The organism is Roseovarius sp. CH_XMU1461 (assembly GCF_037027165.1).
GTDB lineage: Bacteria > Pseudomonadota > Alphaproteobacteria > Rhodobacterales > Rhodobacteraceae > Roseovarius > Roseovarius nubinhibens.
In genome coordinates this window covers 91,575-113,649 of the sequence record NZ_JAYMDV010000004.1, presented here as the reverse complement: position 1 = coordinate 113,649, position 22,075 = coordinate 91,575, and the positions used below count along the sequence as shown (strand labels likewise).

At 63.9% G+C, this 22,075-nt stretch carries 28 protein-coding genes; 6 read left to right on the top strand and 22 right to left on the bottom strand.

The window, feature by feature from the left end; translation table 11 throughout:
* Positions 1 to 10: 10 nt before the first annotated feature.
* Both WA237_RS13515 and WA237_RS13510 read right to left on the bottom strand, forming a co-directional pair.
* On the bottom strand, positions 11 to 1,549 hold the full coding sequence (locus tag WA237_RS13515) for an alanine/glycine:cation symporter family protein (protein WP_336098257.1): 1,539 nt from the start codon (positions 1,547 to 1,549) through the stop codon (positions 11 to 13).
* Positions 1,550 to 1,568: 19 nt separating this feature from the next.
* Positions 1,569 to 2,003 (bottom strand): universal stress protein, encoded by a 435-nt coding sequence (locus tag WA237_RS13510; protein ID WP_040618091.1) that lies wholly within the window; start codon positions 2,001 to 2,003, stop codon positions 1,569 to 1,571.
* A 147-nt stretch (positions 2,004 to 2,150) separates the two neighbouring features.
* On the opposite strand from WA237_RS13510, the gene WA237_RS13505 reads away from it, so the two are divergent.
* Positions 2,151 to 2,606, top strand: coding sequence for an Lrp/AsnC family transcriptional regulator (locus WA237_RS13505; protein WP_009814788.1), 456 nt, complete (start codon positions 2,151 to 2,153; stop codon positions 2,604 to 2,606).
* Between the two features lie 15 nt (positions 2,607 to 2,621).
* Here WA237_RS13505 and WA237_RS13500 read toward each other — a convergent pair whose 3' ends face one another.
* The 4 genes from WA237_RS13500 to ihfB all read right to left on the bottom strand — a co-directional run bounded on the left by WA237_RS13500 (position 2,622) and on the right by ihfB (position 4,407).
* Positions 2,622 to 3,068, bottom strand: coding sequence for a GNAT family N-acetyltransferase (locus tag WA237_RS13500; RefSeq protein ID WP_336098255.1), 447 nt, complete (start codon positions 3,066 to 3,068; stop codon positions 2,622 to 2,624).
* Positions 3,065 to 3,709, bottom strand: a complete 645-nt coding sequence (locus WA237_RS13495; RefSeq protein WP_336098254.1) for a phosphoribosylanthranilate isomerase — start codon at positions 3,707 to 3,709, stop codon at positions 3,065 to 3,067. Before WA237_RS13495 ends, WA237_RS13500 begins: the two co-directional genes overlap by 4 nt.
* Positions 3,710 to 3,771: 62 nt before the next feature.
* Positions 3,772 to 4,122 carry a lipopolysaccharide assembly protein LapA domain-containing protein gene (locus WA237_RS13490; protein ID WP_336098252.1) on the bottom strand — a complete coding sequence of 117 codons (351 nt, stop codon included), beginning with the start codon at positions 4,120 to 4,122 and terminating at the stop codon, positions 3,772 to 3,774.
* A complete protein-coding gene (ihfB, locus tag WA237_RS13485; protein WP_009814784.1) occupies positions 4,123 to 4,407 on the bottom strand; it encodes an integration host factor subunit beta in 285 nt (94 codons plus the stop codon).
* Between the two features lie 98 nt (positions 4,408 to 4,505).
* Here ihfB and WA237_RS13480 point away from each other — a divergent pair, with 98 nt between their 5' ends.
* Positions 4,506 to 4,637, top strand: a complete 132-nt coding sequence (locus tag WA237_RS13480; RefSeq protein WP_336098250.1) for a hypothetical protein — start codon at positions 4,506 to 4,508, stop codon at positions 4,635 to 4,637.
* Here the strand turns inward: WA237_RS13480 and WA237_RS13475 are convergent.
* Complete coding sequence (locus WA237_RS13475) at positions 4,630 to 5,400, bottom strand: sulfite exporter TauE/SafE family protein (RefSeq protein WP_336098248.1); 771 nt, start codon at positions 5,398 to 5,400, stop codon at positions 4,630 to 4,632. The two genes, WA237_RS13480 and WA237_RS13475, sit on opposite strands and share 8 nt — an antisense overlap.
* Before the next feature lie 156 nt (positions 5,401 to 5,556).
* On the opposite strand from WA237_RS13475, the gene WA237_RS13470 reads away from it, so the two are divergent.
* Complete coding sequence (locus WA237_RS13470; protein WP_336098247.1) at positions 5,557 to 7,245, top strand: acyl-CoA dehydrogenase family protein; 1,689 nt, start codon at positions 5,557 to 5,559, stop codon at positions 7,243 to 7,245.
* Between the two features lie 369 nt (positions 7,246 to 7,614).
* On the opposite strand, the gene WA237_RS13465 is transcribed toward WA237_RS13470, so the two are convergent.
* From WA237_RS13465 to WA237_RS13455, 3 genes are all read right to left on the bottom strand, one after another.
* Positions 7,615 to 8,346 (bottom strand): class I SAM-dependent methyltransferase, encoded by a 732-nt coding sequence (locus tag WA237_RS13465; RefSeq protein ID WP_336098246.1) that lies wholly within the window; start codon positions 8,344 to 8,346, stop codon positions 7,615 to 7,617.
* A 289-nt stretch (positions 8,347 to 8,635) separates the two neighbouring features.
* On the bottom strand, positions 8,636 to 9,085 hold the full coding sequence (rpiB, locus tag WA237_RS13460) for a ribose 5-phosphate isomerase B (RefSeq protein ID WP_216016497.1): 450 nt from the start codon (positions 9,083 to 9,085) through the stop codon (positions 8,636 to 8,638).
* A 216-nt stretch (positions 9,086 to 9,301) separates the two neighbouring features.
* Entirely contained in the window at positions 9,302 to 9,997 is a 696-nt protein-coding gene (locus tag WA237_RS13455) for a fumarylacetoacetate hydrolase family protein (protein ID WP_336098245.1), read from the bottom strand.
* 108 nt (positions 9,998 to 10,105) lie between these two features.
* On the opposite strand from WA237_RS13455, the gene WA237_RS13450 reads away from it, so the two are divergent.
* The gene (locus tag WA237_RS13450; RefSeq protein ID WP_336098244.1) at positions 10,106 to 10,789 is read left to right on the top strand and encodes a DUF1045 domain-containing protein; all 684 of its coding nucleotides are present in this window, start codon (positions 10,106 to 10,108) and stop codon (positions 10,787 to 10,789) included.
* A gap of 66 nt (positions 10,790 to 10,855) precedes the next feature.
* Entirely contained in the window at positions 10,856 to 11,386 is a 531-nt protein-coding gene (locus WA237_RS13445) for a TetR family transcriptional regulator (protein WP_336098243.1), read from the top strand.
* Here WA237_RS13445 and recO read toward each other — a convergent pair.
* The 12 genes from recO to folK all read right to left on the bottom strand — a co-directional run bounded on the left by recO (position 11,349) and on the right by folK (position 21,095).
* A complete protein-coding gene (recO, locus tag WA237_RS13440) occupies positions 11,349 to 12,119 on the bottom strand; it encodes a DNA repair protein RecO (protein WP_336098438.1) in 771 nt (256 codons plus the stop codon). The two genes, WA237_RS13445 and recO, sit on opposite strands and share 38 nt — an antisense overlap.
* Positions 12,120 to 12,257: 138 nt before the next feature.
* Positions 12,258 to 12,590 carry a DUF1491 family protein gene (locus tag WA237_RS13435; RefSeq protein WP_009814773.1) on the bottom strand — a complete coding sequence of 111 codons (333 nt, stop codon included), beginning with the start codon at positions 12,588 to 12,590 and terminating at the stop codon, positions 12,258 to 12,260.
* Positions 12,590 to 13,495: a GTPase Era gene (gene era / locus WA237_RS13430; protein WP_216016492.1), complete on the bottom strand. Its 906-nt coding sequence runs from the start codon at positions 13,493 to 13,495 to the stop codon at positions 12,590 to 12,592. The genes WA237_RS13435 and era overlap by 1 nt, the downstream gene beginning before the upstream one ends.
* Positions 13,496 to 13,600: 105 nt before the next feature.
* Positions 13,601 to 14,284: a ribonuclease III gene (gene rnc / locus WA237_RS13425; RefSeq protein WP_009814771.1), complete on the bottom strand. Its 684-nt coding sequence runs from the start codon at positions 14,282 to 14,284 to the stop codon at positions 13,601 to 13,603.
* Positions 14,281 to 15,129: a signal peptidase I gene (gene lepB, locus WA237_RS13420; protein WP_009814770.1), complete on the bottom strand. Its 849-nt coding sequence runs from the start codon at positions 15,127 to 15,129 to the stop codon at positions 14,281 to 14,283. The genes rnc and lepB overlap by 4 nt, the downstream gene beginning before the upstream one ends.
* Before the next feature lie 55 nt (positions 15,130 to 15,184).
* Complete coding sequence (acpS, locus tag WA237_RS13415; RefSeq protein WP_009814769.1) at positions 15,185 to 15,616, bottom strand: holo-ACP synthase; 432 nt, start codon at positions 15,614 to 15,616, stop codon at positions 15,185 to 15,187.
* Positions 15,613 to 16,380 (bottom strand): hypothetical protein, encoded by a 768-nt coding sequence (locus WA237_RS13410; RefSeq protein WP_336098241.1) that lies wholly within the window; start codon positions 16,378 to 16,380, stop codon positions 15,613 to 15,615. Before WA237_RS13410 ends, acpS begins: the two co-directional genes overlap by 4 nt.
* A 4-nt stretch (positions 16,381 to 16,384) precedes the next feature.
* Positions 16,385 to 17,134 carry a pyridoxine 5'-phosphate synthase gene (locus WA237_RS13405; RefSeq protein WP_336098240.1) on the bottom strand — a complete coding sequence of 250 codons (750 nt, stop codon included), beginning with the start codon at positions 17,132 to 17,134 and terminating at the stop codon, positions 16,385 to 16,387.
* A gap of 107 nt (positions 17,135 to 17,241) precedes the next feature.
* Positions 17,242 to 17,910, bottom strand: a complete 669-nt coding sequence (locus WA237_RS13400; protein ID WP_336098239.1) for a DUF2062 domain-containing protein — start codon at positions 17,908 to 17,910, stop codon at positions 17,242 to 17,244.
* A gap of 10 nt (positions 17,911 to 17,920) precedes the next feature.
* A complete protein-coding gene (locus WA237_RS13395; protein WP_336098238.1) occupies positions 17,921 to 20,092 on the bottom strand; it encodes a RelA/SpoT family protein in 2,172 nt (723 codons plus the stop codon).
* Between the two features lie 33 nt (positions 20,093 to 20,125).
* A complete protein-coding gene (gene rpoZ, locus WA237_RS13390; RefSeq protein ID WP_009814765.1) occupies positions 20,126 to 20,479 on the bottom strand; it encodes a DNA-directed RNA polymerase subunit omega in 354 nt (117 codons plus the stop codon).
* A gap of 73 nt (positions 20,480 to 20,552) precedes the next feature.
* Positions 20,553 to 21,095, bottom strand: coding sequence for a 2-amino-4-hydroxy-6-hydroxymethyldihydropteridine diphosphokinase (gene folK, locus WA237_RS13385; RefSeq protein WP_442970266.1), 543 nt, complete (start codon positions 21,093 to 21,095; stop codon positions 20,553 to 20,555).
* Positions 21,096 to 21,334: 239 nt separating this feature from the next.
* On the opposite strand from folK, the gene WA237_RS13380 reads away from it, so the two are divergent.
* The gene (locus tag WA237_RS13380) at positions 21,335 to 21,910 is read left to right on the top strand and encodes a LabA-like NYN domain-containing protein (protein WP_216016485.1); all 576 of its coding nucleotides are present in this window, start codon (positions 21,335 to 21,337) and stop codon (positions 21,908 to 21,910) included.
* Positions 21,911 to 22,075 lie beyond the last annotated feature (165 nt).

The following is a 22,075-nucleotide window of genomic DNA, read 5'->3' as shown; positions in this document are numbered from 1 at the left end:
ATCCGTCGGATCAGTTGAATTTCTTGATCTCGCCCGTCTTCAGGCGGCTGAGATAGGAGTTCAGCTCGCGTTTGACGATCGGCATCAGGAAGTAGAGCGCGATGATGTTGACCACCGCCATGGCAAAGATCGCCGCGTCCGAGAAGTCGATGACAGGGCCGAGATTGGCCGCGGCACCGATCACCACGAAGATGCAGAAGATCACCTTGAAGGTCACTTCCTTGCCCTTGCCCTCGCCAAAGAGGAAGGTCCAGGCCTTGAGCCCGTAGTAGGACCAGCTGATCATGGTCGAGAAGGCAAAGAGGATCACCGCGATGGCCAGGATGTATTTGAACCAGCCGAACGAGGCCGAGAAGGCCGCCGAGGTCAGAGCCACGCCGCTGTTGCCATCGACGGTCTGGATCATGCCACCCTCGCCCACCATATAGAGGCCGGTGGTCGGGTCGGTCATCAGCTGACCGGTGATGATGATCACCAGCGCCGTCATGGTACAGATCACAACCGTGTCGATGAAGGGCTCGAGAAGCGAGACAAAGCCTTCGGTGATCGGCTCCTTGGTGCGCACTGCCGAGTGGGCGATGGCCGCAGAGCCGACGCCCGCTTCGTTCGAGAACGCCGCCCGCTTAAAGCCCTGGATCAGCGCGCCGACCATGCCGCCTGCGACGCCAAGCCCGGTAAAGGCCCCCTCGAAGATCTGACCGAAGGCCCAGCCGATCTTGTCGAAGTTCATCAGCAGGATGATCACCGCTGTCACCACATAGAGCACGCCCATGAAGGGCACGACTTTTTCGGTGACGCTCGCGATGGATTTGAGACCGCCGACGATCACCGCAAAGACGATGCCCGCAAAGATGATACCGGTGATCCAGCCGGGATAGTCACCGACCACATTGGCAATCTGCGCATGGGCCTGGTTGGCCTGGAACATGTTGCCGCCACCAAAGGCGCCCAGGATACAGAAGATCGCGAACATCACCGCGAGCACCCGGCCCATCGGCAGCCCGCGCTCTTCAAAGCCCTTGACCATATAGTACATCGGACCACCCGACACCGTGCCATCGGGGTATTCATTGCGGTATTTCACACCGAGCGTACATTCGGTGAATTTCGACGCCATGCCCATCAGACCCGCAAGGATCATCCAGAACGTGGCCCCCGGTCCGCCGATACCCACGGCCACCGCCACACCGGCGATATTGCCGAGGCCCACGGTGCCCGACAGCGCGGTGGCCAGCGCCTGGAAATGGCTGACCTCGCCCGCGTCATCGGGATCGGAATAATCGCCCCGCACCAGCGCGATGGAATGCGGAAAGGCGCGGAACTGGATCAGGCCGAAATAGACGGTGAAAATCGTCGCCGCGACCACCAGCCAGCCCACAATCCAGGGAAAGCTCGTGCCCGGGAACGGGCTAAAGATGAGATTGACGAACCAGCCGGTCGAGCTGGCGAAGATCGCATTGACCTTTTCATCCAGAGATTGCGCCATGGCGGCGCTGGCCATCACGCTCAGCGCGCCGGCCATCATGGGAATTTTATAATGGTTTTTCATTTTTCTGTCCCTCCTGCTCTTAAGGCACGATCGTGACCGGCACGGTCGAGCTCTGCGCCAGCGATCCTGCGACCGAGCCAAACAGCCGCGAGGCCAGCCCGCTCTCGCCCTGACGCCCGATGACGATCTGCACCGCGCCCGTGTCCCGGCTCAGCTTGGCCAGCGTGTCGGCGATGTTGCCGTATTTGAGCGAGGTCTCGATGGTGAGCCCGCTCGTGTCCAGCGACGCGACCAGCGGTGCAAGAACCGCCTCTTCCGCGCGCTTGAGCTCTTCGTTGCGGCGCTTGTGCCGCTCTTCGAGCTCATTCGGCGTCAGGAAGGAATAGGGCGACCATTCCAGCACATGGGCCACGACCAATGTCGCCCCCAGGGCAGACGCCCGTTCCACCGCGAAATCCACGGCCCTCTTCGATCCCTCACTGCCATCATAACCGACGACTATTTTATCAGGCATATTTGCCTCCCCGTTTTGTGGTTGTGCGCTTTGGCACCCCCCGACATTAGCATGACAAACGCGAGAAAAATCCTTGGATTCTGTTGTCATGCTGGAAAATTTCTGAAAAACTGCCCCTGTTACTCCAAAATTTCAGGAATTTTTCCGATGGACCGCATTGATGTGTCGATTCTTTCCATCCTGCAAAAGAATGGTCAGACCTCGATGTCCAAGCTCTCCGAGATGGTCGGCCTGTCGCTCTCGGCCTGTCACCGGCGGGTCAAAATTCTCGAAAGCGAGGGCAAGATTGCCTCCTATGCCGCGCGGCTCGACGCCAAGGCGGTGGGGCTCGAAATCCAGGTCTTCATCGAGGTGAAACTGACCAGCCAGCGGCAGGAAGAGATCGACGCCTTCGAGAGCGCGATCAAGCGGATGCCCGAGGTGCTCGAATGCCATTTCATCTCGGGCGAGGCGGATTACCTGATGCGGGTCGCGGCGCGCAGCACCTCGGATTACGAACGGCTCTACCGGGGCCGGCTGTCACAGCTGCCCTCGGTGTCGCAGATGAAAACCTTGCTGAGCCTCTCGGCGGTGAAAGAGTTCGAAGGCTATCACCTCGGCTGACGGCACAGGCCCGGATCAGAGGTATTTCTTGAACCCGGTGTGCGACGGCTCGAACCCGAGCGCTTCGTAAAACCGGGCCGAGTCGGTGCGGCTCGCATTCATCGTCAGCTGAATGAGGCTGCAGTCTTCGGCCCGTGCCCGCGCCTCGACATCGCGGAACATCTCCTGTCCCACGCCCTGTCCGCGCAGATGGCTCGCGACGCGCACCGATTCAACCTGGGCGCGTCTTGCGGCCGACAGGGACAGGCCGCTGATAAAGGTGATCTGATAGGTCGCAATGATCGCGCCCGCCGCATCCTCGCCCACGATCACATGGTTGTTGCCCTCGGCCTGCATCCGGTCGAACGCGGCGAGGTAATGGTCGAGATCGCGGCGCTCGCGCCCCTGCCCCAGAATATCGTCGCGCAGCATCGCCACCACCGCGGGCACATCCTCGCGGCTGGCGGCGCGAAAGCGGATCATGCCCGCAGCGCCTTGAACAGCGCCGCGATCTTGGCCGCGTCCTTCTTGCCCGGGCTGCTCTCGACCCCTGACGACAGATCAATCTGCCGCGCGCCACTGCGCGACACCGCCCGCGCCACATTGTCGGGCGTCAGCCCCCCGGCCAGCATCCAGGGCAGCGGCAGGTCGCGCCCGCGCAACAGATCCCAGTCGAAACTCACCGCATTGCCGCCGGGCCGGGTCGCGCCCTTGGGCGGTTTCGCATCGAGCAAGAGCTGATCCGCCGCCCCGGCATAGCGCGCCGCCCGGTCGAGATCCTCCGCCTCCGAGATGCCCAGCGCCTTCATCACCGGCAGGCCGAACCGCGCCTTGACCTCACGCACTCGCTCCGGGCTCTCCGCCCCATGGAGCTGCAGCATGTCGAGCGGCACGGCCTCCACGATCTCGCGCAGGCGCTGATCCTCCGCATCCACCACGAGCGCCACCTTGGCCACCCCCGGCGGCACCCGCAGCGCCAGCGCCCGGGCGGTGGCAACATCCACATTGCGCGGTGATTTCTGGAAAAAGACAAAGCCCACATAGCCCGCGCCAGCGGCCACGGCCGCATCGACATCGCCGGGCCGTGTCAGCCCGCAAATCTTGACGCGAATATCCTGTGCCATGGTGCCCTAACTGGCCTTCCTTCGCTGGCCATCCTCAACTTGCCGTCTTTAGCTGGCCGCCCTTAGCTGGCCTTGTCGAGCAGTGCCAGAACCTCATCGCCCTGCTTGCGCGGCTCGGTCTTGAGACGCCGCAGCTCGGCCCGCAGCTGGTCGAGCTCGCGCGCCTGACGTGCAGCGGCGGCCCGTTCCTTGTGCTCGCGGATATATTCCCACAGGAACCCGAGAACGAGCCCCGCCAGAATGCCGCCGAACATCACCACGAAGAGCGGCACCTCATAGCCGGGGTTGAGCGCCGACACGCTGTTGAGCTCCGACGGCAGCATCTTGACCGTCACCATCTGCCGGTTGGCAAGGGCGATGACGATCAGCGCCACCCCGAAAATGGCGATACAAGCGTAGCGAATATAGCGCATTTACCCGTTCCCGTTGAGCCGATCACGCAGCAGCTTGCCGGTCTTGAAGAACGGCACGTGCTTTTCCTCGACCTCAACCGTCTCGCCGGTGCGCGGGTTCCGTCCCTTGCGGGCATCCCGTTTCTTGACAGAAAAGGCCCCGAAACCGCGCAGCTCGACCCGGTTGCCCTTGGCCATCGCATCGGTGATTTCATTAAAGATCGTGTTGACGATTTTCTCGACGTCCCTTTGGAAAAGATGTGGGTTCTCATCGGCGATTTTTTGAATCAGTTCCGATCGGATCATCGGTTTCCCCCCGGTCACATAAATGTTTAGCTCTCATTGGCTTATCCGAAACTATAGCTAGTTCCTTGGTAAAACAAAATCTTTATCCAGCAGCAGAAATGGCGGATTCCGCGCTCTCATGGCGGCTCTTTGCCGAATTGCTGCGCAGCGGCACGGAATTTTGGCTCCGCCGCTGTGCGGCACGCCCCTTGCACGTGGCGCTTGATTCGGTCGCCGACCGGCTCAAATGAGGCCAATCCCCCGGCCCAGCAAGAGCCCCCCGGCGATCAACAGCGCAACATGGGTCAGCCGCTGAAACTGCCGCTGGTCGAGCCGGTCGTGAATGCGAAACCCGGCCCACATCCCGGCCAGCGCCGGCAGGATCATCGCCAGCGACAAGGGCACCGTCTGCGCGTTGAGCACGCCCGAGACCAGATGCGAGCCGACAAGCGTCACCGCCCCCAGCCCATAGATCACCCCTTGGATGCGGAGCTGATCGCCCTTTTCCGTCCCCATCGCCGTCAGCAGCGCCACCGTCGGCGGCCCCCACATCCCCGTCACCCCGCCGATGACGCCTGACACCGCGCCCACCGTGCCCTGCACCCGCTGGCTCGGGTCCGCCGGGATCGGCAGATGCCGCCCCATGAGGGCAAACCCTGCAAAGAGAAAGATCGGCACCCCGATCAACAACAGCATGAGCCGCGGCGGCAGATAGGGCACGAACTGCGCCGAGATCACCATCATCACGAACCCCGCCAGCAGAAAGACCCGAAACCGCCGCAGGCTCGCCCAGGCCGCCGCCGTGCCGCCACGCAGCGCCTGCCAGCCGTTGGAAACCAACGCCGGCAGCGCCAGCGCCGCCAGCGCCACATCCGGCGCCACGATCAGGCTCAGCCCGGCGATCATCACCGTCGGCAGGCCAAAGCCAATACAGCCCTTGAGCAGCCCCGCCAGAAACCCCACGCCCAGCGCCAAGGCGACCAGCCCCGGCGCAAGCCCCGTCATCTCTTCCATCTGCCTGCCTGCCTTCCGTTTTTCGCCGCCCCTCAAAATCCGTCGCGTAATTTTCGATCAAAAAACCATCTCGCATCTGCAAAATAGTTGCGCTGCACTTGCGAAATAGCTATGTCTGCCCCGACAATTGCGATCGCTGGCTGGAGGATGGATCAAATGGCGCATGATGGACAAGACGTTATGACTGGAAACGCCCCGCTTCTGGACAAGCTCTGCGATCTCACCCGGCAGGCCGTGCCCGCCGCCGAACAGGTGCTCGACGCCGCCACCGAGGCGCTGCGCGGCCTGGTGAGTGTGGATGGCCGCGTCTCCAACTCCGCCATCGAGGCCAATCAGACCGCGGCCCATGGGCTGGCTTGGCTCGCCACCTATGTCGAGGCGCTGCGCCAGATGCAGGCCTGGGCCGACCGGCTGACCGAGGCCGGCAATTTCGGCGAGGTCGAGGCGCTGATCCACCAGATCGCCTTTGGCGAATATCTCCACCAGATCGCCGGCGGCATCCCGATGAACCAGGCCGAAGTCACCCGGCTCGCCGATCTCGGCCTCGGCTGGGACGTGCTCTCGGGCTTTCAATCCGACGCGGTGCAGACCCTCATGGCGCGCGGCAACAGCCAATCCGCTCGCACCCGCCTTGTCGCGCTCATGCAGGAACGCAGCGCCGAGATCACCGTCGGCCGCACCGGGCTCGATGACGAGCTCGAGATGATCCGCGAACAGTTCCGCCGCTTTGCCGTGGAAAAAGTCGAACCCCACGCCCATGACTGGCACCTCAAGGACGAGCTCATCCCGATGGAAATCATCGAGGAGCTGGCCGAAATGGGCGTCTTCGGCCTCACCATCCCCGAGGAATACGGCGGCTTTGGCCTCTCCAAGGCGTCGATGGTCGTGGTCTCCGAAGAACTGAGCCGCGGCTATATCGGCGTCGGCAGCCTCGGCACCCGCTCCGAGATCGCCGCCGAGCTCATCCTCTGCGGCGGCACCGACGCGCAAAAGGAGCACTGGCTGCCGAAACTCGCCAGCGCCGAAATCCTGCCCACGGCCGTCTTTACCGAACCGAACACCGGCTCCGATCTCGGCTCGCTGCGCACCCGCGCCAGCCGCGACGAGAACGGCGACTGGAAGATCACCGGCAATAAGACCTGGATCACCCATGCCGCCCGCACCCAAGTCATGACCCTGCTGGCGCGCACCGATCCCGAGACCACCGATCATCGTGGCCTGTCGATGTTCCTCGCCGAGAAAACCCCCGGCACCGACGAGGCCCCCTTCCCGACCCCGGGCATGAGTGGCACCGAGATCGAAGTGCTGGGCTATCGCGGCATGAAGGAATACGAGCTCAGCTTCGACAATTTCCACGTCAAGGGCGACAACCTGCTCGGCGGCGAAGAGGGCAAGGGCTTCAAACAGCTCATGCAAACGTTTGAGGCCGCCCGCATTCAGACCGCCGCCCGCGCCGTCGGCGTGGCCCAGGCCGCGCTCGATGTGGCGATGCAATATGCCCAGGACCGCAAGCAATTCGGCAAATCCCTGATCGAGTTCCCCCGCGTCTCGGGCAAGCTCGCGATGATGGCGGTCGAGATCATGGTCGCGCGGCAGCTCACCTATTACAGCGCCTGGCAGAAAGACCATGACAAGCGCTGCGATCTCGAGGCCGGCATGGCGAAACTCCTCGGCGCCCGCGTCGCCTGGGCCTGCGCCGACAATGGCTTGCAGATCCACGGCGGCAACGGCTTTGCCATGGAATACAAGATCAGCCGCATCCTCTGCGATGCGCGCATCCTCAACATTTTCGAAGGTGCCGCCGAAATTCAGGCCCAGGTCATCGCCCGCCGCCTGCTCGGCTAGCGGCGCACGGCCCTTGGGGCCCACGAGGTAGGGAGGACGCGGGCGGTGCGAGTGGAGGCGCACCGCCCGCTTTCATTTTGAGAGAGAGTTCCCGCTGCCGCCCCCCCGCGCGGGACAAAGGCGGCACGCCCGCCGCGCATCGCCGTGCCGTCCCAAGGCACGGCGATTTGGCTCAGGTCGACACCGCCCCGCCCGGAACAAGGCGGCCCATGGTCGCCGCCGGGCGCGCGCCGGACCGGCCCCATGGGCCGGCGCTTTGGCAACGATCACCACACCAACCAGACCTCAGAACCTGTGGCAGACATAAACTGCCCTGCACAAAGCAAAGCCGCGCCGCCCCCCGGTCCGGCGCGCGCCCGCACGCAGCCATCAGACCTTCTGCGCTGCGATCAACGCCATCATCGGCCGCTCCAGCTCTTCCTCCAGCGCCGGCATCGCCGCGATCTGCGCCGCCGTGGGCGCGAATTCCTCCAACCGGCGCAGCGCAAACCCGGCGCCGATCAGCGTGTTGATCGTCGTCGCCAAGGTCCGGTGATGCTTGAGCACGCCCTTGGCAAACCAATCAGTGCGGCGCTCGCCCTCGCGGGAATAGCCATTGACCGGCCAGGTCTTGGTGCCGTCCTCATCCTCTATCCACTGCGGATGTCTGGCCGCCATGAAGATCGGATGCTCGATGGTAAAGACCAGATCACCCCCCGGCACCAAAGCCGCATGGATCACCCGAATCAGCCGCGCGAAATCCGGCACATAATGAAAAGCCAGCGCGCTATAGACCAGATCGAACGCCTCTGACGGCAAGTCCAGCGCGTCGAGATCCGCAATGCGATAGGTGATCGCCCCATCTTGGGTGTCGGCCCGCGCCCGGTCGATCATGTTCTGCGACAGATCGAGGCCAAGCACCGAGGCCGCCCCCTGCGCGCGAAACCAACGTGACGCCCAGCCAAAGCCGCAGCCAAGGTCCGCCACGCGCGCGCCGCTCAGCCCGGGCAACATCGCCCGAATGGCGGGCCATTCCGGCGCATGATCCAAGCCACCAACCTGACGGGGAAGCTGGCTATAGCCAGCAAAGAATTCGGGATTGTCGTAGATATTCTGTGCCATCTGTGTCTCCAGAGATAAAGGAGGACGAGGCCCGTATTTCCACGCCTCACAGCCTCGTCTAGCCAAGGACCGCCGCCCCCCGCGCGGGACAAGGGCGGCACGCCCGCCGCGCATCGCCGTGCCGTCCCAGGGCACGGCGATCTGGCCCGGCCCGGCGCGACATGTCGAGGGCCTCCGGCTCAGGCCGCAATAAAGTGGCCTCCTGCACCGTTGGAACGCCGTACCCCGGCACGCCGCCACGCGGCTCATCCCAGCTCGGAACACGCCACATGGGCCGGCGCGCACCCTCTTACCCTTCGATCGCCTTGATCATGTCGACCCGCGTGCCATGGCGGCCGCCTTCGAACTCGGCCCCGAGGAACGCCTCGACGATCTCGAGCGCCAGCCCCTCGCCCACGACCCGCGCCCCGATGGAGAGCATGTTGGCGTCATTATGCTGACGGATCATCTTGGCCGAGAACGTGTCGCTCGCCACGCCACAGCGAATGCCCTTGACCTTGTTCGCGGCCATCATGATGCCCTGCCCGGTGCCGCACAGAATGATGCCGAGCGCACAGTCGCCCGACGCAACCTTGCGTGCCGCCGCTTCGCCGTGCTTCGGGTAATGGGTGCTCTCGGGGCTGGTGGGGCCGATATCCTCGACCTCCCAGCCGAGGCTCTTGGCATGCTCCGCCACGGCCTGACGCAGCTCGATGGCCGCGTGATCGCTCGATAGGACGATACGTTTTTCGGTGCTCATGACGGTGATCCTCTGTGCTGATCTAATCGATGTTCTTATGGGTGCTCTTGTCGCCGCTGCCATAGCAGAGCCCGGCGGCGGACGCACGTCCCGTTAACATTTTGCGCGCGGCAAAACAGGCGCTCCTCAGCACCGTCGCTTTACCGACGCAATACCGACGTGCTGCCGACAGGCCATTTCGGCCCAAAACGCCCTGATTCCCAAGAGGTTAACGGCTCAGGCCTTGATGCGCAGCTCGACCGGCTCCAGCCCGTCAATCCGCCCCAGCAGATGCGATCCCGGCTTGACCGGACCGACCCCCGCCGGCGTGCCGGTATAGATGAGATCGCCCGCGCCCAGCCGGTAAAACCGTGACAGATGGCTCAGCACCTCGGGCACGCTATGGACCATCTCGGCCAGCGTCGCCTCCTGCACCCGCACCCCGTCGAGATCGAGCGTGATCGCCTGATCGCCGATCTCGCCAAACTCTGCCGCCTCGGTCAAAACGCCCATTATCGCTGCGTTTTCAAAGTCTTTGCCAAGATCCCAGGGCCGCCGCTTGTCCTTGGCCTGGCCTTGCAAGTCACGCCGCGTGAGGTCGATGCCACAGCCATAACCGACGATCTGCGCCATGCCCGCCGCGCCCTCTCCAGGGGCCACATCGCCGCCCAGGGCCACCACGAACTCCATCTCGTGATGGCAATCCTCGGTGCCCGAGGGATAGGCGATCTCCGCCCCCGACGGACAGAGACCATGCGGGCTCTTGGTGAAATAGAACGGCGCCTCGCGATCGACCTCATTGCCCATCTCCGCCGCATGGGCCGCATAGTTGCGCCCGACACAGAAAATCCGCCGCACCGGGAACCGCTCTTCCCGGCCTTTGACAGCCACGCTGGCCTGCGGCTCGGGGGCGAATAAATACTTGTCGGACATGGGTTTTCTCCTCTGGGACGGGTCTCGCTTTCCCTGTTTATGGACCGTGTCGCGGCGCGGGTCAAAGCATGGATTGGCGCGGGCCGCGAAACATGCCAAAACCTCCCCATGACCTATCGCCGTTACGCTCTCTACTACACCCCCGCCGAGGCTGGCTGGTCGCATTGGGCGACCCGCTGGCTGGGCTGGGACATGACCCAAGGCGCCCCCGTCGCGCCGCCCGAGGGGCTCGACATCGACCCCCACGGCTGGACCGACACGCCGCGCCGCTACGGGCTGCACGCGACGCTCAAACCGCCGTTCAGGCTGGCGCAGGGAGAAGGTTTTGCGCAGCTGACAGAGGCGTTTCAGCACTATTGCGACACGACCCCCCCGGTCGAGATCGGCGCGCCCACGCTCACCCGTCTGGGCCGTTTCCTCGCCCTCATGCCCGCGCCACAGCCCGCCGCCCTCACCGACGCCGCCGCAGGCATCGTCCGCGCCTTTGATCCGTTCCGCGCCCCCGCCTCGGATGACGAGCTCGCCCGCCGCCGCGCGGCCGGGCTCAGCCCTGACCAAGAGGCCAATCTCACCCGCTGGGGCTATCCTTATGTGATGGAGGGATTTCGCTTTCACATCACCCTGACTGAGAAACTCTCGCGTCAGGACATTGAAAAGGCCGAAGAAATCCTCACCGCCCATCTCCTGCCGCTGCTGCCAGAGAGGCTCACGCTCGACGCGCTGAGCCTCGCGGGCGAGGATGACATGGGCCGGTTCCACCTGATCGAACGGCGCAGATTGGCCGGTCAATAGGCCATCACCAAGACTGCGCCAATTCGCCCTCTTGATCGGGGTCCCCGCCCCGGCTAAGCCAGTGCCATGACCACCGCCCGCGCCACTCGTCTGACCCGAAATGACTGGCTCTTGGCCGGGCGCGAGGCCTTGGCCACCACCGGCCCCGCCGCGCTCCGCGCCGAGGCGCTGGCGCGTCAGATCGGCACCACCAAGGGCTCGTTCTACTGGCATTTCCGCGACCTGCCGCAGTTCCAACAGGCGCTCATCGCCGGCTGGGAAGAGACCGCGCTGCAGGCCCTGCTCGAGGCCGAAACCCGCCCGACACCCGCCGCAGCCCTCCTGCATCTGGCGCAGGGGATCAACGCCGGTCGGCTGATGGAAGGCGCGATGCGCGCCTGGGCGCTGAGCTATCCGCCCGCCGCCGAGGCCACCGGCCGCATCGACGCGGCCCGGCTCGGCCGGATCACCGCGCATCTCCATGCCATCGGCGTCACCAATCCCGACATGGCCCATGTGCTGCGCGCCGCGATGCAGGGGCTGGCGGCGCTCGACACGCCCGAGCGCGCCGACAGCGCGATCAGCTCGCTTGTGGATCTGATCCTCGCCCTGCGCTAGGGTCCGCCGCCTGCCTCGCCACCAGATCAATCAGCCGCTGCCGCGCGTCGGGCAAGGGCTTGCCCTGCATCTCTCCCGCCAGATGCTGGCTCAGGAAATGTCCTGTGACGGCAAAGCCTTGCACCAGATCCTCGGCCGGCGCGGGCGCAATTTCCAAAAGGCAATTGGGCAGCGGCAAGAGCCGGTCGGCCCAGTCCCCCGCCCCCTTGCGCGACACGGCCCGTCCGGTGCGCGGCGAGACATAGCTGAGGTCATTGGCCTCGCGCCCCAGCACCGCACAGGTGCTCAGATCGAGGCCAAACCCCAGCTCGTCCAAGAGCGCCATTTCCCAATGCAGATAGGCCAGCGGCCAAAGCTCGGCCTCGCCGATCATCTCCAAAAGCCCGAGACTGCGCTCAAAGAGCGGCCCATGCGCCTCGCGCTCGGCCAGCGCAAAGCGCAGCATCGCGGTCACCGCATTGAGCCCCGCCAGCGCCTGCCGCGCGCCCAGCCCCACCGCCAGGCTCGCGCGGATCGGCTCGACGGTAAAGGCCCCCATATGGCTGTCGAGCCGCGCCCGCCACACGAGGTCGAGCTCGGCCCCCGGCTGCAGCACCGGGCGCAGCTTGCGCGACGTGCCGCCCCGCACCACCCCGGCATAGCGCCCATGATCTTGGGTCAGCACATCGATGATCACCGACGTCTCGCCATGCGGCCGCACCGCCAGCAACAGCCCGCGATCGCGCCATTCGATCATGCCCGCGCCCCTCGGCAACAGGTCGCGCGCCCGGTGTCACAGGGCATCTGGCGCGTGGCGCGCAAAGGGGGAAATATCCGTGTCACCGCACCTGAATAGGATGCCAGCGCGGCCCTGTCCATGCGCCCGCCGCGCCTAGCTGTCGAGCCCCGGCTCATCGAGCAGATGCCGCCCGGCGCGGTCTTCGAGCTCGATCACCCAGATATCGGGATCAAACCCGCTCTGACGTCCGATCGCCGCGTCGACCGTGGCCTCTTCGCCCTCGGCCAAGACCTCCCAGCGGCGGGTATCGGCCAGCGGGTCGAACATCCGGTGCCAAGCCCGCGCCTGCCCGTCGAGCGTGTTGAGCTTGACCAGAACTGCGCCAGCCAGATCATCGCCATGGCGCGTCACAAAGGCCGGAATATCCTGAAACCGCAACCGCGCCAGATAGGCGTCGACCCAGAACCTCGTGGTCAGGCGCGCCATCAATTGCCGTCCTTGAACTCCAGCCCCATCTCGGAATAGCGCTCGGCCTCGTCGAGCCAGTTGGGCCGCACTTTCACCTGGGTAAAGAGATGCACGCGGCGGCCCAGAAACTCTTCGAGCTCCTCGCGCGCCGCCTTGCTGATCGCCTTCATCGTCTCGCCCTTATGGCCAAGAACGATCCCCTTGTGGCCATCACGGCTCACATAGATGACCTGGTCGATCCGCGCCGTGCCATCCTTGCGCTCTTCCCAGCTCTCGGTCTCGACGGTGAGCTGATAGGGCAATTCCTGATGCAGCCGCAGGGTGAGCTTTTCGCGGGTGATCTCGGCGGCAATCATCCGCATCGGCAGATCGGCGATCTGATCCTCGGGATAGAGCCACGGCCCCTCGGGCAGCTGCTCTGCGAGCCATTTGCGCAGATCGTCGACGCCATGGCCACGCTCGGCGGAAATCATGAAGGTTTCCACGAACTCATGGCGCTCGTTCATCTTCTCGGTCAGCGCCAGGAGTTCTTCGGATTTCACCCGGTCGATCTTGTTGATCGCGAGCGCCACGGGACGGCCCCGCGTCACATCGCCAAGCCCTTCGAGGATGCGCTCCACCCCTTCGGTGAGCCCGCGATGCGCTTCGATCAAAAGCACCACGACATCGGCATCCGAGGCCCCGCCCCAGGCCGCCGCGACCATGGCGCGATCAAGCCGGCGGCGCGGTTTGAAGAGACCCGGCGTGTCGACGAACACCAGCTGCGCCTCGCCTTCGAGCGCCACGCCACGGATGCGCGCCCGGGTCGTCTGCACCTTATGGGTCACGATCGACACCTTGGCGCCCACCATGCGGTTGAGCAGGGTCGACTTGCCCGCGTTGGGCTCTCCGATGAGGGCAATGAATCCGGCGCGTGTGCTCATGGTCTCGTGTTTCCTGTTGCGATGGCTTCCCCTACTCCAATTGACGCGCCATGACCAGACGCGACGCTACGGGGGGATTTTGCGCGCAACAGGCGGCGGGCTGGCTCAGCCCTTATCGACCTCGGACAAGAGCGCCTTGGCCGCGGCCTGTTCGGCCTGCCGTTTCGATCCGGCCTTCGATGCCGCCTCTTCGCCGGTCTCAAGCCGCGCCACGATAGTGAACTCGGGCGCATGATCGGGGCCGCTACGGGCCACTTCCTCATAGCGTGGCGGCGCGAGCCCCCGCGCCTGCGCCCATTCCTGCAAGGCGGTCTTGGCGTCGCGCGCATCCGCCTCGACCCGGGTGATCCGGTCGCCCCAGAGGGCAAGCACCACGGTGCGCGCCGTCTCGAACCCGGCATCGAGATAGACGGCGGCGATCACCGCCTCCATCGCATCGCCCAAAAGCGCCTGCTTGCGCCGCCCGCCCGAGAGCATCTCGGACCGCCCCAGCTTGAGCACCGCCCCCAGATCGATCTGCCGCGCCACATCGGCACAGGTTTCCTTGCGCACCAGCGCGTTGAACCGCGGCGCGAGCGTGCCTTCGGCAGCCTTGCGGTCATGCTCAAGCAGCGCCTCGGACATCACCAGCCCCAGCACCCGGTCGCCCAGAAACTCGAGCCGCTGATTGTCGTCGCGATTGGGCGTCGACATCGACGAATGGGTCAGCGCCTGCACCAGAAGCGCAGGCGTCTGAAACTCATGCCCCAGCCGTGCGGCAAAGGCCTTTATCTCGGCCGATAGCTTCACTCGAGCCCCTTGAAGAACCGATCCTTGCGCCAGGTCCAGAACTGCAGCATCGAGCTCCCCCCGGAAGAGAAGGTCACAGAGCCGGCGCGGCCGATCAGATTGCCATAGGGGACAAAGCCAACGCCACCCACCGCCTGCGGAAAGCGCGAGTCGGTCGAGTTGTCGCGGTTGTCACCGAGGAAGAAGAAATGCCCCTCCGGCACGGTAAAGACATTGGTGTTGTCCGACCGCTGCGTCGCGATGTTGAGAATGTTGTAGCTGCGGCCCTCGGGCAGGGTCTCGCGGAAGCGCGATTTGAGGCAATCGGCGCCCTGCCCCACGGCGCCGTTTTCACAGCGCGGACGCGAGCCGAGCGGCCCTTGCGGCTCGTATTCTTCGACAAAGGTCCCGGCCGGTTCCTGCGGCACTTCCTCGCCATTGAGGTAGAGCACGCCGCCCTTGACCTGCACCGTATCCCCCGGCAGGCCGATCACCCGCTTGATGAAATCGAGGCCGGTGACAGGATGGCGGAACACCACGATATCGCCGCGCTCCGGCTCGGAGCCGAGAAGACGGCTGTCATCATCGCCCAGCCAGCCACAGATATCCTTGGCATCGACATTGAGCCCGATCGCGCCGATGCGAATGGTCGGACAGGAGGCGTAGGAATAGCCATAGGCCATCTTGTTGACGAAGAGAAAATCGCCGACGAGCAGCGTGTCCTTCATCGACCCCGACGGGATCCAGAAGGGCTGAAAGAACACGGTGCGGAAAATCCCCGCGATGAACAGCGCCCAGAACACCGTTTTGACAGTTTCCCAGATACCGCCCTTTTTCTTGGCGTCCTTCTTGGCATCTTCGGCCATGCTGCTCTCCGATCCTGCTTGCCTGTGCGCTACATGCGGGCCAAGGCGGGCTAAGTCAAGCGGTGGGAACCGCCCCTGCGGCGTCCGGGGCAACGGGCCGCGCCTCGATGACGACAAAGGCCTGCGCCCAAGGGTGATCATCGGTCAGGGTGACGTGAATGATCGCCTCATGGCCCGGCGGCGTCATGTCGCGCAGACGCTCCGCGGCCCAGCCCGTCACCTCCATCACCGGCTGGCCGGTGCGCAGGTTGCTGACCGCCATGTCCTTCCACGCGATCCCCATGCGCAGCCCGGTGCCAAGCGCCTTGGAACAGGCCTCCTTGGCGGCCCAGCGTTTCGCATAGGTCCCCGCCGTATCGGCCCGCGCCTCGGCCTTGCGCTGCTCGGTCTCGGTAAAGACGCGATTGCGAAACCGGTCGCCGAACCGCTCGAGCGTGCCCGCGATACGGTCGATATTGGCCAGATCAGTGCCGATGCCGAGGATCATCGGCCCTCAGCCTCTGGGCTGGTGTTCCCTAGCAAACTTTCCAATGTTTGTGCTCCCCAGTCATTAGCTTCCGAGGACGTTTCGCGCATCCAATTGGCCGTGCTCGTGGCGATCTCCAGAATCGCGTCACCGTGCTGATCTAAATCACCAGCCCATGCCGCAACACCAGTAATCGTGCCACTAACCATAGCTGTCTCATAGGCCGCTCCCGGGCTACGCTTGACCATATCCCAGATTTCATTCGCGCTGGGCAGGCTCTGGAAATCGGGCATCTCTTCACGCAGCATAGACCGGCAATCAAACGCATCAACCGCCGTCGTTCGCGCCGTCTCTGGATCAGTCTCCGAAGTGTAGGCCGCCTCCAGCCCCGCCATATCGGCGGCTGTCTCGCACGCGTCTTTGATTTCCAACGATAAGGCGCCAGCTATCACTGCAACACCGACGACAGGTATAGCTTCTCCTGCGACCGAGGACACACTCCTTACAGCCCCCTTTTGCACCCGCCGTTTAACCTTCTTGGCAGTTTCACGCCCAATCTTCTTGCGTGCTTCCCGCCGCTTCATTTCGTTGGATGTATCCCTTACCGCTGCAGTCGAAATACCGATGCTAGAAAGCGTCGCTGTCACAGTCGAGAAAGCACCAGAGACGGTGAAGATTAGAATGTTCAGCGCGAGCGACGCGACCAATACCAACGAGAGTACTGGCTTCATCAATAAACGCATCAAGGCAAAGAAGGCCCCCAGAATAGACCTAAGGCGCGACATGAGTTCAGCCCCGCGCCGCATCCATCGCGGCGCGCATTTCGGCAATCGCCGGGGTCAGCCCGCGAAAGATCGCCTCGCCGATGAGGAAATGCCCGATGTTGAGCTCGCGCACCTCCGGCAGCGCGGCAATCGGCGCCACCGTGTCATAGGTGATGCCATGGCCCGCATGCACTTCGAGACCGAGAGAATGGGCGAATGTCGCCATCTCGGTCAGCGCCACCAATTCGCGGTCGCGGGCGGCAAAATCGCCCTCGGCGTGATAGTCGCAATAGGCCCCGGTGTGCAGCTCGATCACCTCGGCGCCGATACGATGCGCGGCCTCGATCTGGGCCCGGTCGGCGGCGATGAAAATCGACACCCGACAGCCCGCCTCGCGCAGCGGCGCGATGAAATGGGCGAGCTTGTTTTCCTCACGCGCCACTTCGAGCCCGCCTTCAGTGGTCCGTTCCTCGCGCTTTTCCGGCACGATGCAGACCGCATGGGGTTTGTGGCGCAAGGCAATCGCCTGCATCTCATCCGTCGCCGCCATCTCGAAATTGAGCGGCACGGTCAGCGCCTCCATCAGCCCATCGATATCGGCGTCGAGAATATGCCGCCGGTCCTCGCGCAGATGCGCCGTGATGCCATCGGCCCCGGCCTCTTCGGCCAGTTTCGCCGCCCGCACCGGATCGGGATAGGCGCCGCCGCGCGCGTTGCGGATGGTGGCCACATGGTCGATATTCACGCCCAGGCGCAGATGGTTGTCGGCTTGCATGTCATCCCTCCGGCAGCAACGAGTCGGGCGCAGCCTAACGGGTTTCCCCGGCATACTGAATCGCGAAATTGTACCCCTCGCAGGATGTTACAGACCGCTCTGCCCGCTCAATCGCGCTTGTCGGCCGGGCGGTCCATCCGGGCCGCGCTGGCCTCGGGCCGCGCCGCCTTCTCGGCCTTCTTCGCGGCCGCCTTTTCCTTGAGCTCGGCGAGCTTGGCCTTGATCCGCCCCTTGCGGCGGTTCTGATAGGCCTGGATCACCGGCAGCGAGAAATAATAGGCCGCCAAGGCGCAGACGGTACCGGGGATGATGCCGCCCACCAGATAGGGCAGAAACACCTCATGATAGAAATGCAGCAAGGGCGCCCAATAGACCTCGCCCCCGGCAAAGAGCACGTAGATATTGTGAAAAAGGCTTCGCGTCGCATGCCAGAAAAGCTGAAACATGCCCTCGTCGACCTCGCCGGGGGGCGGACGGCCGAGGATGAAATGCCCGGTCTCGAGCGACACGGCGGCAATGATGATAAAGGTCGGCGGGTTGCCCACAAAGGTCGCCAGCAGCGCCGCGATGAGATTGCCGCGGATCAGCCAGGCAACAATCGCCGCGAGAAAGAAATGCAGCCCGAAAAACGGCGTGAATGTCACCAGAACGCCCGCGAAAATGCCACGCGCGATGCGATGCGGCGGGTCGGGCAGACGGCGCAGGCGGTGGTTGATGTAACGGATCGCGCGGCCCCAGCCCCCGCGCGGCCAGACCAGCCCGCCGAGCTTTTGCAAGAGGCTCTGCTTATTTCTCCGTTTGAAGACCAACCGAAGGCTCCTGGCGTTCCAGACCCAGGCCGCCTGCCTGCGTCACATCCCGATGACGTTCCACCGCCGCCACATCACTTTCGGCTTCTAGTGCACTGATCAAACTATGCAAATGCTCGGCGTCGCGCATTTCCACATCGACGAGCATCCGATAGAAATCCGGTTTGCGGTCAAAGATCGTCAGGTTCGAGATATTGGCCTTCAGCTCGCCGATCAAGGTGCAAACATGGCCCAACACGCCCGCGTCATTGCCGATGGTCACATCAATGGCCACGTCATAGATCGCCGGGTGCGTGCCCTCCTGCCAATGCAGGTCGAGCCAGCGGTCGGGCTGTTCTTCGAAGGCGACCAGCGCCTCGCAGTCGATCGTATGCACCACCACGCCCTTGCCGCGATAGGTGATGCCGATGATCCGTTCACCGGGCAGCGGCTGGCAACAGCGGGCGCGCTCGAACTGCTGCCCGGCGCTGAGCCCGATCACCGCCAGATCGCGGCCAATCTCATCGCCATCGCGCTGCACCAGCTCTGGGTAGACCGTGTTGAGCACCGCCCGCGCCGAAAGCTCGGCACTGCCCAACCGCGCCAAAAGCGTGTCCACATCGCCAAGCCGCAGCCGCCGCGCCGCGGTTTCGAGCGCCTTGTCGGTGGCCTTCTTGCCGACATGTTCGAACGCCGCCCGGGCAAGCTCGCGCCCGAGCTTGATGAACCGGTCCCGGTCCTGCGCCCGCAGCGCCCGGCGAATGGCGGATTTCGCCTTGCCGGTGCTCGCAATGTCGAGCCATGTGGCCTGCGGCATCTGGCCATCGGCGGTGATAACATCGACCGATTGCCCGTTCTTGATCCGGGTCCAGAGCGGCACCCGCATCCCGTCGATCTTGGCGCCGACACAGGCATTGCCGATCCTTGTGTGGATCGCATAGGCGAAATCAATGGGCGTCGCGCCCCGCGGCAGCTTCACCACATCGCCCTTGGGGGTAAAGCAGAACACCTTGTCCGCATACATCTCGAGCTTGACCGCCTCGAGGAAATCCTCGTGATCTTCCTCGGCATCGAACTGTTCAGTGAGCGAGCTGATCCATTTCGCCGGATCGACGGCAAAGGGGTTCTCGCTGCGCACCCCGTCGCGATAGGACCAATGCGCCGCCACGCCGCTTTCGGCCACGTCATGCATCTGCCGGGTGCGGATCTGCACCTCGACCCGCTTGCCGTCGCGCCCCGACACCGTGGTGTGGATCGAGCGATAGCCGTTCGACTTGGGCTGGCTGATGTAATCCTTGAACCGCCCCGGCACCGCCCGCCAACGCTGATGGATCGCGCCCAGCACACCGTAGCAATCCGGCTCGTTCGTGGTGATCACGCGAAAGCCATAGATGTCGCTCAGCCGCGAAAACCCGATCTCCTTCTCGCGCATCTTGCGCCAGATCGAATAGGGTTTCTTGGCGCGCCCAAAGACCTCGGCCTCGATCCCCGCGGTGTCGAGCTCATGGCGCATGTCGCCGGTGATCCGCTCGATCACATCGCCCGATTCCTTCTGCAGCGTGATGAACCGCCGCATGATCGACGCCCGCGCCTCGGGGTTGATCACGCGAAAGGCCAGATCCTCCAGCTCTTCGCGCATCCATTGCATCCCCATGCGCCCGGCCAGCGGCGCAAAGATATCCATCGTCTCGCGCGCTTTTTGCAGCTGCTTCTCGGCCCGCATCGCCTTGATCGTGCGCATATTGTGCAGCCGGTCGGCGAGCTTGACGAGGATCACCCGCATGTCCTTGGACATCGCCATGAACAGCTTGCGGAAATTCTCGGCCTGTTTGGTCTCGGAACTGGCGAGTTGCAGATTGGTGAGCTTGGTCACCCCATCCACCAGATCGGCGATATGGCGGCCGAACTGTTCCTCGATAGAGCTGTAAGAGGCGCGGGTGTCCTCGATCGTGTCATGCAACAGCGCGGTGATGATCGTCGCATCATCGAGCCGCTGGCTCGCCAGGATCGCCGCCACCGCGACCGGGTGGCTGAAATAGGGCTCGCCGGAATGGCGGAACTGGCCCTCATGCATCGCGCGGCCGTATTCATAGGCCGCGCGGATAAGCTTTTCGTCGGATTTTGGGTTGTAGGCGTGAATCAGGGTGATCAGGTCTTCAACGGGAATCATCTACCTGTCACCCTGCACAGCCCCAAGGCTGGATCAGCCTTGGCCTTGAGCTTCCATCAGAGCCCGAAGCAGTTTCTCTTCGGACATGTCATCCTCTTGCGGCTTGTCTGCCTCACCGCCCATCAGCAGAGCCATGGAATCTTCTTCCGGCTCGTCAACCTCGATCTCGGTCTGGTTCGATTCGATCAGACGCTCGCGCAGCTCTTCGGCGCTTTGCGTCTCATCGGCGATCTCGCGCAGGGCCACGACCGGGTTCTTGTCGTTGTCACGGTCCACGGTCAGCGGCGAGCCGGCCGAGATTTCGCGCGCCCGATGGGCGGCGAGCATCACCAGGTCAAACCGGTTCGGAACCTTGTCAACGCAATCTTCTGTCGTAACGCGGGCCATACGACCTCCAAAGTCAAAGGGGCTATCGGAACGTGCTATTTACGCCCTCGCCGGGGGATTTACAAGCACCGAATCATAGCGGCACCACCTCGTCGCGCGCCGCCTGCGGCAGGCGTTCTACCATCTCCCGCACGCTGAGCCCAAGGACCGGATGCACCCAGCCCGGCGCCACGTCCAAAAGCGGCACCAGAACAAAGCCCCGATCCTGAATGCGCGGATGCGGCAGGATGAGCTCATCGGGCGCCGCCTGCGCCTGCAGATCGGGCGACAGAGCCTGCCAATGTAGATACCGCTCGCGATTGGGCAGCACCTCATTGCCGCGCGCCACGAGATCGAGATCGAGCGTCCGCCGCCCCCACCGCGTCTCGCGCTCACGGCCAAACTCTGCCTCGACCTGATGCAGCTTGGCCAAGATCTCCTCGGCCCCCAGACCGGTCTCGAGCGCGGCGGCCGCATTGACGTAATCGGGCCCCGCCCCGGCCGGAAAACACGGCGTGCGATAGAACCGGCTCACCGCCGCCACCCGCAGGCCCAGCGCCTCGAGCTGCTCAAGCGCCGCCGACAGGGTCTCTTGCGGGGGTCCGACCGACGACGAGAGATTACCCCCCAAAGCCACCAGGCAAGAGGCCGCAGAAGAGGCGACCGAAGAGGCCCCAGAAAGGGCTGCCGAAGTGGCTCCTGTAGAGGATTGTAGTTTTTTATCCAATATCCTGTACTTTCTTTAGGAAACCCAATGCTACTCTTTACCGCGCCATGGCCTATAGTTAAGTTGGTGCGCTAAACCGGAGCCCTGAAATCCACTCTCAAACCAAGGGGCATCAACACCGGTTTTCGACCATTCGAAAGGAATTTTTGATGTTTTACAAGGACGAACGGCTCGCGCTGTTCATCGATGGGTCCAACCTATACGCCGCAGGCAAGGCGTTGGGTTTCGACATCGATTACAAACTACTGCGTTCCGAGTTTATGCGCCGTGGCAAGCTGTTGCGCGCGTTTTACTACACCGCCCTGCTGGAAAATGACGAGTATTCGCCAATTCGACCGCTGGTCGACTGGCTGCATTACAACGGGTTTTCCATGGTCACCAAACCGGCCAAGGAATACACCGACAGCCAGGGTCGACGTAAGGTCAAGGGCAACATGGATATCGAACTTGCCGTCGACGCCATGGAGCTGGCCCCGCATGTGGACCATATCGTTCTGTTCTCTGGCGATGGCGATTTCCGCCCTCTCGTCGAGAGCCTGCAACGTCAAGGCGTGCGCGTCTCGGTCGTGTCCACGATCCGTAGCCAGCCCCCGATGATCTCCGACGAGCTGCGTCGTCAGGCCGATAATTTCATCGAGCTCGACGATCTCAAGGACGTGATCGGGCGCCCGCCGCGCGACACTGATGGCGACGGCCCGCGCGGCCCCGCCGACCGCAGCGAATAAGATCTGAACGGGGCGCATCCAGCGCCCCGTTTCACATCTGCCGTCTCTGCCTCTCCTGCCCCGTCCCCCCGCTCCGGCGAGGCACTGCGCGCGGGACCGCCTTAGGCCCGGCCCCTCTGGACAGACCGCCCCCTCTGGACAGACTGGCGCCAAGCCCTTACCTCT

Excerpts from the sequence above, each read along its gene's own strand:
- WA237_RS13395 (WP_336098238.1), bottom strand. The coding sequence starts at position 20,092 with ATGATTCCCGTTGAAGACCTGATCACCCTGATTCACGCCTACAACCCA.
- WA237_RS13465 (WP_336098246.1), bottom strand. The coding sequence starts at position 8,346 with ATGGCACAGAATATCTACGACAATCCCGAATTCTTTGCTGGCTATAGC.
- WA237_RS13445 (WP_336098243.1), top strand. The coding sequence starts at position 10,856 with ATGACCACCGCCCGCGCCACTCGTCTGACCCGAAATGACTGGCTCTTG.
- WA237_RS13410 (WP_336098241.1), bottom strand. The coding sequence starts at position 16,380 with ATGTCGCGCCTTAGGTCTATTCTGGGGGCCTTCTTTGCCTTGATGCGT.
- lepB (WP_009814770.1), bottom strand. The coding sequence starts at position 15,129 with ATGGCCGAAGATGCCAAGAAGGACGCCAAGAAAAAGGGCGGTATCTGG.
- WA237_RS13380 (WP_216016485.1), top strand. The coding sequence starts at position 21,335 with ATGTTTTACAAGGACGAACGGCTCGCGCTGTTCATCGATGGGTCCAAC.
- WA237_RS13500 (WP_336098255.1), bottom strand. The coding sequence starts at position 3,068 with ATGATCCGCTTTCGCGCCGCCAGCCGCGAGGATGTGCCCGCGGTGGTG.
- WA237_RS13470 (WP_336098247.1), top strand. The coding sequence starts at position 5,557 with ATGGCGCATGATGGACAAGACGTTATGACTGGAAACGCCCCGCTTCTG.
- WA237_RS13510 (WP_040618091.1), bottom strand. The coding sequence starts at position 2,003 with ATGCCTGATAAAATAGTCGTCGGTTATGATGGCAGTGAGGGATCGAAG.
- era (WP_216016492.1), bottom strand. The coding sequence starts at position 13,495 with ATGAGCACACGCGCCGGATTCATTGCCCTCATCGGAGAGCCCAACGCG.
- WA237_RS13405 (WP_336098240.1), bottom strand. The coding sequence starts at position 17,134 with ATGCAAGCCGACAACCATCTGCGCCTGGGCGTGAATATCGACCATGTG.
- rpiB (WP_216016497.1), bottom strand. The coding sequence starts at position 9,085 with ATGAGCACCGAAAAACGTATCGTCCTATCGAGCGATCACGCGGCCATC.
- WA237_RS13475 (WP_336098248.1), bottom strand. The coding sequence starts at position 5,400 with ATGGAAGAGATGACGGGGCTTGCGCCGGGGCTGGTCGCCTTGGCGCTG.
- WA237_RS13450 (WP_336098244.1), top strand. The coding sequence starts at position 10,106 with ATGACCTATCGCCGTTACGCTCTCTACTACACCCCCGCCGAGGCTGGC.
- WA237_RS13515 (WP_336098257.1), bottom strand. The coding sequence starts at position 1,549 with ATGAAAAACCATTATAAAATTCCCATGATGGCCGGCGCGCTGAGCGTG.
- rpoZ (WP_009814765.1), bottom strand. The coding sequence starts at position 20,479 with ATGGCCCGCGTTACGACAGAAGATTGCGTTGACAAGGTTCCGAACCGG.
- WA237_RS13435 (WP_009814773.1), bottom strand. The coding sequence starts at position 12,590 with ATGGCGCGCCTGACCACGAGGTTCTGGGTCGACGCCTATCTGGCGCGG.
- ihfB (WP_009814784.1), bottom strand. The coding sequence starts at position 4,407 with ATGATCCGATCGGAACTGATTCAAAAAATCGCCGATGAGAACCCACAT.
- WA237_RS13455 (WP_336098245.1), bottom strand. The coding sequence starts at position 9,997 with ATGTCCGACAAGTATTTATTCGCCCCCGAGCCGCAGGCCAGCGTGGCT.
- WA237_RS13490 (WP_336098252.1), bottom strand. The coding sequence starts at position 4,122 with ATGCGCTATATTCGCTACGCTTGTATCGCCATTTTCGGGGTGGCGCTG.
- WA237_RS13495 (WP_336098254.1), bottom strand. The coding sequence starts at position 3,709 with ATGGCACAGGATATTCGCGTCAAGATTTGCGGGCTGACACGGCCCGGC.
- WA237_RS13505 (WP_009814788.1), top strand. The coding sequence starts at position 2,151 with ATGGACCGCATTGATGTGTCGATTCTTTCCATCCTGCAAAAGAATGGT.
- WA237_RS13480 (WP_336098250.1), top strand. The coding sequence starts at position 4,506 with ATGGCGGATTCCGCGCTCTCATGGCGGCTCTTTGCCGAATTGCTGCGC.
- acpS (WP_009814769.1), bottom strand. The coding sequence starts at position 15,616 with ATGATCCTCGGCATCGGCACTGATCTGGCCAATATCGACCGTATCGCG.